This is a genomic window from Aeromonas sp. Y289-2, assembly GCF_027705925.1.
Taxonomy (GTDB): domain Bacteria; phylum Pseudomonadota; class Gammaproteobacteria; order Enterobacterales; family Aeromonadaceae; genus Aeromonas; species Aeromonas veronii.
Window position 1 is genome coordinate 1 of record NZ_JAPDCH010000033.1, and the last position, 8137, is coordinate 8137.

At 49.9% G+C, this 8137-nt stretch carries 10 protein-coding genes; 7 read left to right on the top strand and 3 right to left on the bottom strand.

Features of this window, described 5'->3' with window-relative positions; all coding sequences use genetic code 11:
* Positions 1-658 precede the first annotated feature (658 nt).
* The gene (locus OKC43_RS21350; RefSeq protein WP_042044883.1) at positions 659-901 is read left to right on the top strand and encodes a hypothetical protein; all 243 of its coding nucleotides are present in this window, start codon (positions 659-661) and stop codon (positions 899-901) included.
* On the opposite strand, the gene OKC43_RS21355 is transcribed toward OKC43_RS21350, so the two are convergent.
* Positions 888-1193 (bottom strand): mobilization protein, encoded by a 306-nt coding sequence (locus OKC43_RS21355; protein WP_270804107.1) that lies wholly within the window; start codon positions 1191-1193, stop codon positions 888-890. The two genes, OKC43_RS21350 and OKC43_RS21355, sit on opposite strands and share 14 nt — an antisense overlap.
* Positions 1194-1347: 154 nt before the next feature.
* Between OKC43_RS21355 and mobQ the strand changes: the two genes are divergently transcribed.
* The 6 genes from mobQ to OKC43_RS21385 all read left to right on the top strand — a co-directional run bounded on the left by mobQ (position 1348) and on the right by OKC43_RS21385 (position 6605).
* Positions 1348-2895 (top strand): MobQ family relaxase, encoded by a 1548-nt coding sequence (gene mobQ / locus OKC43_RS21360; RefSeq protein ID WP_270804108.1) that lies wholly within the window; start codon positions 1348-1350, stop codon positions 2893-2895.
* Between the two features lie 625 nt (positions 2896-3520).
* The gene (locus OKC43_RS21365) at positions 3521-5083 is read left to right on the top strand and encodes a methyl-accepting chemotaxis protein (protein WP_270804109.1); all 1563 of its coding nucleotides are present in this window, start codon (positions 3521-3523) and stop codon (positions 5081-5083) included.
* A gap of 109 nt (positions 5084-5192) precedes the next feature.
* A complete protein-coding gene (locus tag OKC43_RS21370) occupies positions 5193-5477 on the top strand; it encodes a hypothetical protein (RefSeq protein WP_270804110.1) in 285 nt (94 codons plus the stop codon).
* A gap of 156 nt (positions 5478-5633) precedes the next feature.
* The gene (locus tag OKC43_RS21375; protein WP_270804111.1) at positions 5634-5894 is read left to right on the top strand and encodes a hypothetical protein; all 261 of its coding nucleotides are present in this window, start codon (positions 5634-5636) and stop codon (positions 5892-5894) included.
* 58 nt (positions 5895-5952) lie between these two features.
* Entirely contained in the window at positions 5953-6303 is a 351-nt protein-coding gene (locus tag OKC43_RS21380) for a type II toxin-antitoxin system RelE/ParE family toxin (RefSeq protein ID WP_270804112.1), read from the top strand.
* Complete coding sequence (locus OKC43_RS21385) at positions 6303-6605, top strand: helix-turn-helix domain-containing protein (protein ID WP_270804113.1); 303 nt, start codon at positions 6303-6305, stop codon at positions 6603-6605. Before OKC43_RS21380 ends, OKC43_RS21385 begins: the two co-directional genes overlap by 1 nt.
* 138 nt (positions 6606-6743) lie before the next feature.
* Here OKC43_RS21385 and OKC43_RS21390 read toward each other — a convergent pair whose 3' ends face one another.
* On the bottom strand, positions 6744-6986 hold the full coding sequence (locus OKC43_RS21390) for a hypothetical protein (RefSeq protein ID WP_270804114.1): 243 nt from the start codon (positions 6984-6986) through the stop codon (positions 6744-6746).
* 30 nt (positions 6987-7016) lie between these two features.
* Positions 7017-7667, bottom strand: coding sequence for a ParA family protein (locus tag OKC43_RS21395; protein WP_270804115.1), 651 nt, complete (start codon positions 7665-7667; stop codon positions 7017-7019).
* Between the last annotated feature and the right edge of the window lie 470 nt (positions 7668-8137).

Consider the following 8137-nt stretch of genomic DNA (forward strand, 5'->3'; position numbering starts at 1 on the left):
CCCGTTACCGAAGGCCACCACCTTTGGCGCGTTGTCGTACCCGCACGGATTGGAAGCATGAGTTTGTTGCCGTGTGTGGGTGTGGTTGGTCGGGCAGAACGGGGAAATCTCACATACTGCCCAGCGTGCGATCGCGCATCACAGCCTCCCAGGACTCGCAACCCTGGGGCACTTGCACCAGTGGAACGGAACAGCCATACACGGCACCACTCTAAAAACGCGTGGCGGCCCGGCCAACAGGTGGGGGCTAAAGCAAGTGCAGCAGGACGGGATGTGTCTCTGGAGCGCGTGAGAGGGAGCCGCCGCAAGCGGCCTCGATAGTCCAGAGCAAGGCGAGCCTATCCAGCGTAACTACGTCATTTTTGACATAGCCAAGCAGGAGGGCTCTCCTATCTTCAAGCGCAGCGAAGGCAGGAGAGCCTGCTGACTGCGGAGGCTTTGCCGACATCCTTTTTCGCGGCCATCGGCCGCCTTCTTTGAGCCCTCTGTTTACCCATAGAGAGAGTCTTGGCGAGGTGGGTAACTGCGCCTGTCCGTCCATCAGGGGCTCGTCCCCTGTGGGCGGCAGCAGTTATCCACGGAGCGGGGTGCTCTTGACCATGCCCCCCGTTCGGCGCAGAATCAAATCTAAAGCTTGATTCATCAAAAGGAGATACTGATGGAAGAGCTACAGGCAAAGTGGATGTTCGATCAGGGTGGGTTCTCCAAGGTCTTGGTGGTGCCCACCCCAATGGGCGCCGGATACCACCTCCATCTGGTGAAGTTCGGTCGCCAGAGCGAGACCGTGGTGCTGGAACGGCAGCGCGGAGGGTGGCGGGTGTTCAAGAGCATTGATGCCGCTGCCAACACCGCCCATGGCATCGGGTTCCGGCGTATCGAGATCGACCTCAGCAGTCGCTAGGCTGCTCTGCCTCTGCCTTCGGTTTCGGTCTGGGAGGCAGGCCGAACAGGGCTCGGTCATCAGTGCGATCTAGCGCTGTGTCCATGCGTTTTGTCAGCGCGGCCAGCGCCTCATCATCCTTATCTGCCAGCGCGAGATATACTGCACCCACGAGAATTTTTCGTCTCGTGTCATTTGCTCTACTGACACTCCGCTCCTTGGCCCTTTTTTTGGCATCAAGCCGTTGCTTCTTTGCCTTTGCCTCATTCAGTTTTTTCTGGAGCGTTTCTATCCGTTCTTCGATGGCCGTCATGGCTATTCCCCACGCTTTTTTCCCTATCCTACCAGTAACACGTCAGCCAAAAAATGCCGACGCTGTGTTAATCTTAATCCCATAAGGGCGCACTTAGGCAAACTTCGTTTGCGTGCGGCTTCCGGCGGTAAAAATCCAAGGCATGAGGTGCGACATGGCTATCTATCATTGCTCTGTTAAGACGTTCAGTCGTCGCAATGGGCAGTCAGCAACGGCTGCGGCTGCCTATCGTTCTGGAGAAAAGCTGCTGGATGAACAGACCGGTGAGCTGCACGACTACAGGAAAAAAGGTGGTGTCATTTCAGCGACAATGATCCTGCCAAGCCATGCCCCATCATGGGCCTCTGACAGGGCGCGTCTTTGGAATGAAGTCGAGCGCGCAGAGACCCGTATCAACTCGACGGTGGCGCGTGAATTTGAGATCGCCCTGCCCCAAGAGCTTTCCCCTAATGACCGAGAACGTCTAGCTCAAGAGTTCGCCCGCGAGCTGGTTGATAGGCACGGGTTCGTGGCAGATGTTGCCATTCATGCTCCACCGAAATTCAAGAAGGACGGCATAGGGAAGGTGATCGACAATCAAAATCATCACGCTCATATCCTGCTCAGTACGCGCCGACTGGGGCCGGAAGGCTTTACCGAAAAGACCCGCGAGTTTGATGCGCGATCCAAGGGGGATAATGACGACTCCTACCTGTTCGGGCCAGCCCTCGTTGAGTACTGGCGCGAGCGCTTCGCTCTTCTCCAAAATCAATATTTGGAACGAGCCAGTATGGCCGCTCGGGTTGATCACCGGAGCAATAAGAACCGTGGCCTCGATGCGGAGCCTACCAACCATCTAGGCCCTGCAGCGGTAGGTTTCGAGCGGCGTACAGGGCGCGATAGCGAGAAGCGCAAGCGCGAGGCGTCGGCCATCAGGGCGATTGATGAGCGAGTGCATGAGTTGGATGCAGCGGTGCTGGAGTTGGCCGAGCTGGATGCTCAGGAGGCCGTGATCGCCGCCGAACTGGCTGAAAATCAGCGCTATGTCGCGATGGATGACGCTGAGTTGAGCTATGTGATCTCGAATACTCAGCCCACGCTCATTGATCACCAGGTGGAGTCTTCCTGGGAGGTTAGCCAGGCGAAACGTGCAGTCACCGATTTGGAGTCGAAACACGATAGCGTGGCAAGGCAGATCGAATCGTGGGAGGAAGGCCACCGCTTCAAAACATGGCTCAACAGCAAGGGCATGGGCGGTGCCGAGTTGGACGAGTTGCGCACTGGGCTTGCCCAACTGGGCAATCGGATCACGAAGGCGCTTAGAAAGGTAAGGGAAGTGACGGAGGCCGCGCATGATCGCCTCTGGCCGGAATACAACAGGCGGCTAACGTTGTTCGACGAGCTGATAGAGCTGCGTAAGGCGAAGCGGCAGCGCAAGGCGCTTCAGGTTGAGGCGGCGCAGTCGTTGGAGTTCAGCACTATCGCCATACAGCGCCATCTGGGAGTGCTCGGGTGGGCTGATGGGGGGAAGGAGTGGAGTGCCTGCCCCAAGCGGCTTCAGACGCTCATAGAGGATTACCTTTCAACGTCCGGGGTGGAGAGGGAGGCCCTGATCGCGGAGATTGGCAGGAGCGCGGAGGCGCGCGATCTTCTGGCCCGACAGAAGCGGGGCCTAGACCCTACTCCTGCACCGAAACGCAACCATGGCCCAAGACTGGGGTAAGCCGTTACAGCTACAGGCTACAGGTAGGTGAGCAGCGGCCAAATCAAAACGCTAATTCAAAACATCAAAATCGCAAATTGATTTCATGGTGTGTGGAGGGGAGTGAAAAACTGGGGCCGGTGGCCCCACTTTCCCGCCATCGAGGTGGCTTATCTGATCGGGTGCACCTCGACGGGCAGAGCAAGATATCGAAACAGACCGCAGGATGCAAAAACAGGTCGAAACCATATCCGGCAGGATCCGGTCTTAAAAACGCCTCAGAAGCGTTGCAAACAATCAGGCGGTAAATGCCATGTCTTGGGCGTTGCAATGCGCCAAAACGTGATACCGGCGACCTGTTCGCCCTCTGGGTCCCGCTTTAGCGGCTAAAAAATCGCGAAAGGGGTTAGGTGCATCTACAAAATGGGCTATAGAAAAAAACGTATATAGCCGATAATCAGTGTGTTGAGCATTGCTCAATTCCTAGCCGGCAACTAATGTTGCCAACGTGTGGCATGATAAATAGGCAGCAAGGTGATTTATGTCAAAATATATAAGTTTGGGTCTTAAAATAAGATCTTCATTTTTCACGTTGATTACTATTATGGTAATCATGTCATGGGTATCACTCAATTCTCTTGATTCGATGAGTAAACTCGTATCAACCATGGAGAATTCAGTGATTCCATCCATAGAAACATCTGCATCAATAAGCGATACATTGCAAAATATCCGTCGAATAGAACTGGCCCTTTTAATTAATAAAGTTCAAGGTAATAAATCAGAAATATCCAGCTTGCTCAATCAACTTCAGTTATTTAGAAAGAAATATGCCGATGCCGATGCTTTTTATAAGGAATTACCATATTCTTCTGATAAAAATGCAAGTAGAGAGGATGAGGATGCTGAAATATATCGTGATTTAATAGGAAAGTATTTATCTGGTAATGATAATATTAAGTCAGCTTTAGATGCATATGTAAGCCAAAACATAGAGCCAGTTGATTTATATGAAACTGTGATGATAAAACAAAAAGCATTGTTGGAGCCAGCTGTAAGCAAAATGCATGATATTGTAAAGTTTAATCAAGAAGTTGCTGTTGAGTTTGCAATGGCGTCCTCTGACGAGAAAATTTATTCAAGAAATTTAAATATTTCAATTGTTGTTTTTGCATTGCTAATTGCAGTGGTTATTTCTCAAATTCTTTATGTTAAGATAAAAAAACCAATGGATTATTTGGTTGAACAAGCTGGGTTTATTTCAACAGGGGACCTAACAAAGAGTATTAATAAGAGATTTTTCTCAAATGATGAGATAGGTGCCTTGGCTGATGTTTTTTCTACAATGAGAAGCAATTTATACAATATGGTAAATGAGCTTTCTCAAGCAATCTCTCAGCTTAGTGCTGCTGCAGAAGAAGTTAGCACTATATCATCACAGTCATCAAGCAACATGAAAAAGCAACAAGTTGATTTGGCGTCGCTAGCAACAGCAATGAATGAGATGCAAGCGACGATAGATGAAACATCCAGAAATACACAGGAGGCTGCTAATACATCAGAGGAAATGAACTCATTGTCTGTTGAGTGCTTAAATACGGTAAGTCGCTCACATGCAACAGTTAATAGCGCTCTGTCAACGATTGCATCCACGTCAAATGCCATAGAGCAATTAGGCATTAATAGCCGTGACATTAGCATTGTAGTTGAAGTTATTAAAGGTATTGCAGAGCAAACAAACTTGTTGGCTTTGAATGCCGCCATCGAAGCTGCTCGTGCTGGTGAGCAAGGTCGTGGTTTTGCTGTCGTTGCTGACGAGGTGAGAACTTTGGCAAAAAGAACGCAAGATTCGACTGCTCAGATAAACAAGATAGTAAATGAATTTCAATCTGAAGCTTCAAACGCTAGTGACTCCATGCAGCAGAGTAATGGCATGATAGAGGCTATATCTAAAGATGCCGAATCAATTAATTCATCGGTAAACAATATAGTGCAATCAATTGCGGTAACGTCACAAATGAACACTCAAATTGCTGCTGCACTAGAAGAGCAAGCAACAGTTAGTCAAGAGCTAAACAAAAATATTGTCAGCATTAGTAATGCATCAGATGAGGTTTCTTCTGGTGCGGAACAAATGAATCAGGCCTGTGCAGAATTGGCTAGCTTGGCGAATAAGTTATATGCAATATCTCAGGGGTTTAAAGTGTAGTTGTTTGCTCGTTCATTAATTGGTAGTGTGGTGTCGATGTGTGCATTTCCTCATTCGCCATACTGATTATGGCGTTGGTAACTAAAAAATAAAATCTGGCTAGCTTGTTATGAGTAAGATCGATATAAAAAAAGAAATTAACTTAATTGTTGATGATTTGGTGGTGGCAATAGATGAGTTGTTTTTATTAGTCTGTAAAGCAGAGGATATTGAACCGCGATTTTTTGATTTAACACAGCTAAATAAAATAAAGAGAGAAAATGAAGAGTTGATTGATAAGGTTTTTAATGTAAAGGCGAGTGTTGAGCAAAGAAATAAAATGAACAAAAAGGTAATAGACTTAAGGAGTAAAATATCAATGTTGATAGATAAAAAAATGGGTGATGACATTTGAGTTCAACGTGATTTCTAGTGGCGCAAGTATGCGCATAAGGGGGCGTTACGTTAAATCGGACGCCCTTTTTGCTGCCTATCATCCTGCAAGATGGCTTGTTTTGCTGAGCGTTATCTCCCATTGTGCGTCGCACAACCCTTTGTGTCGGAGCATCCCATGGAAACCATCACTCATCCCACCCTGGTACAACTGGTGGCCGCCGGTGCCGTCCGTGTCGTGGTCGCCGTTGGCCAACCTGGCGGCTGGACCTTGCTGGTGCGCTACGGCCTCGCCGAACGCGCCTTGGCCGCCCAACGTAGCAAGCAGCTCAGAGTGTTTCGCAAGCTCGATACTCTGGTGCTCTACCTGCAGCAGATCGGGGTCAGCCGGTTCGAAGTTGATGCCAGTAGCTTCATGCTTGCACTACGACAGCGGTAACTTGTTACCTGCGTCGAGCCCCCCTATAATATAAACCCAAGGTTATATTTGGTGCGTTATGTGGACAGTAAAAACGACCTATCTATTCGATGTCTGGTTTGATGAACAAGACGAGGCCACGCAGGAGAAGGTTTTGGCTGGGTTGCTTGCCTTGGCGCAGGGCGGTCCATCGGTAGGGCGACCCTTAGTTGATACCATCAAGGGATCTCGCTTTACGAACCTCAAAGAGCTGAGAGTTCAGCACCAGGGGGATCCGCTACGAGCGTTCTTTGCTTTTGACCCGTTGCGGCAAGCCATCGTGTTGTGTGCTGGCAATAAGGGCGGTAACGATAAGCGGTTTTACAAAGAGATGTTGCCGGTCGCTGAGGCGGAATACGCCAAGCACTTAACTGAGTTGGAGGTAGGGTAATGGGAAGAACACTAAATGAGATGCTGGCCTCCCGCTCAGTGGATAGTCAGCAGCGGATCCAGGAGATGGCTAACGAGCTGCTGCTGGAGGTGCGCTTGCAAGCGCTGCGTGAAGAGTTGGAAGTGTCCCAGGTGGAGTTGGCCTCTACCCTCGGGATCAGCCAACCGGCCGTTGTGGCGATGGAGCAGCGTGGGAATGATATCAAGCTATCCACCATGAAGCGTTACGTGGAAGCAATGGGTGGGAAGCTGCGTGTTGATGTTGAGCTTCCTACAGGGAGGCATGTCGGTTTCAACGTCTAATAGCTTAATCTAATCTAGGCTACCTGTGGCCAGCTTATCAAGCTGGCCGCTTTGCGATGTGAAATTTGTTGAACATAAAAGGCGTTTTAGACGCACTCTGTTTCGGGTGCTGTGGCGCAATTTTTATGGGCGTTGTGGTTAGTTCTGTTCGTCTTCTTCCAGCGCTTTGCGGACTGCCTCGATGATGTACGCGGTGAATAGCAAGCTGGTATTTCCTTGCTCCCTCAACGCCGCGTGGCGTGTAAAAAACTCGAGCGGCATGTTCTGGATGTTCTTGGCCTTGGTGGGGATCTTCCCTCTGCTGCGGTTAGTCACCGCTGCGACCTCTTTGAGGGGGGCTCCTGCGCCAAGATCGTTCAGGTTGATTATCTTTTTTGTCATTTTAATATCTCTTTTGTGTTTTTTTTGATATTAAATTGATGTTTTTTGTGCCAATAAGGCAAGTATTGACTGCACTTCTTCCGCCAACGCTTTTGCCTCGATACCCGCTGCACTGCTGCGGGTAGAAACGCTCTCTGTCACTCCTAAACCTGACTCCATCTGGTTGGCCCAATCTGCCCGTCGGCTTAACTTGGAGGTCATCATGGTGAGGTGCGGTAATCCTGTTAGCTCATCGCTGATAGCCGAAAAATTCTTGCGGCTGGGATTAGTACGAGTCATGAGCACGTGCGCTTGGATCTGCTCCCCAGATGCTTGGCTGATTTCGGCAAGCACTCGGTTGAACCTCACCAGTCCGATCTGTTCTGTGATGTCGTCGTTCGACGGGGCAATGATCAGGTCAGCTGCTGCGATGGCGATTCGAACTAACTCGCTGTCAAACCCACCGCAGTCGATCAGCACCAGATGCTCACCGGCAGCCTGCAATAATTTGATCAGGGCCACCTTGTCGAGGCCCGCTCTCACGTCCCTGCGCTGCTCTGCCGGTCGGCGGCCATTGATGATGGCTATTCCCTGGTGAGCGTCCAGATCGATGATGACTTCCGGATTCAGCTCGCCAGCCAGTTGCACGACTGTTGTCGTTTTACCTACCCCACCCTTGTTGTGCGCCACTGCTACGATCATTTGATGCACCTAATTTGATGTTGATTTAGTGCCAATAACATACAAAAAGCGTATTAATTAGATGTCAATATGTGAAAAAAAGCCAGTCTGTAGATTGGCTTGATGAGCGGTTGTCAGCACTACAAATTGGATTGACTAGCTTGTTGAAACTTTACCCTGATCAGCAATTTACGGGCTTGATCACGATCGCCCCCTTGCGCTGATCTCGATCCGGCGCGTATTCTGTTGACCTGAAAAGAAAAAACCGCCTTGCAGGGCGGTTTCTTCGAAGGTGTTGTCAGTTGGGGAACCGACTTCACCTGGTAACGGCTACGTAGAGGGAAGCAGCTACCAAGATTCCCAATAAGTTTAGCGGCACTTTGCCGTATCTTTCAAGCTAATTCCCTCTTTACACCCGTTACCGAAGGCCACCACCTTTGGCGCGTTGTCGTACCCGCACGGATTGGAAGCATGAGTTTGTTGCCGTGTGT

Coding starts and splice junctions, on each gene's coding strand:
- OKC43_RS21350 (WP_042044883.1), top strand. CDS start 659: ATGGAAGAGCTACAGGCAAAGTGGATGTTCGATCAGGGTGGGTTCTCC.
- OKC43_RS21355 (WP_270804107.1), bottom strand. CDS start 1,193: ATGACGGCCATCGAAGAACGGATAGAAACGCTCCAGAAAAAACTGAAT.
- mobQ (WP_270804108.1), top strand. CDS start 1,348: ATGGCTATCTATCATTGCTCTGTTAAGACGTTCAGTCGTCGCAATGGG.
- OKC43_RS21365 (WP_270804109.1), top strand. CDS start 3,521: ATGAGTAAACTCGTATCAACCATGGAGAATTCAGTGATTCCATCCATA.
- OKC43_RS21370 (WP_270804110.1), top strand. CDS start 5,193: ATGAGTAAGATCGATATAAAAAAAGAAATTAACTTAATTGTTGATGAT.
- OKC43_RS21375 (WP_270804111.1), top strand. CDS start 5,634: ATGGAAACCATCACTCATCCCACCCTGGTACAACTGGTGGCCGCCGGT.
- OKC43_RS21380 (WP_270804112.1), top strand. CDS start 5,953: ATGTGGACAGTAAAAACGACCTATCTATTCGATGTCTGGTTTGATGAA.
- OKC43_RS21385 (WP_270804113.1), top strand. CDS start 6,303: ATGGGAAGAACACTAAATGAGATGCTGGCCTCCCGCTCAGTGGATAGT.
- OKC43_RS21390 (WP_270804114.1), bottom strand. CDS start 6,986: ATGACAAAAAAGATAATCAACCTGAACGATCTTGGCGCAGGAGCCCCC.
- OKC43_RS21395 (WP_270804115.1), bottom strand. CDS start 7,667: ATGATCGTAGCAGTGGCGCACAACAAGGGTGGGGTAGGTAAAACGACA.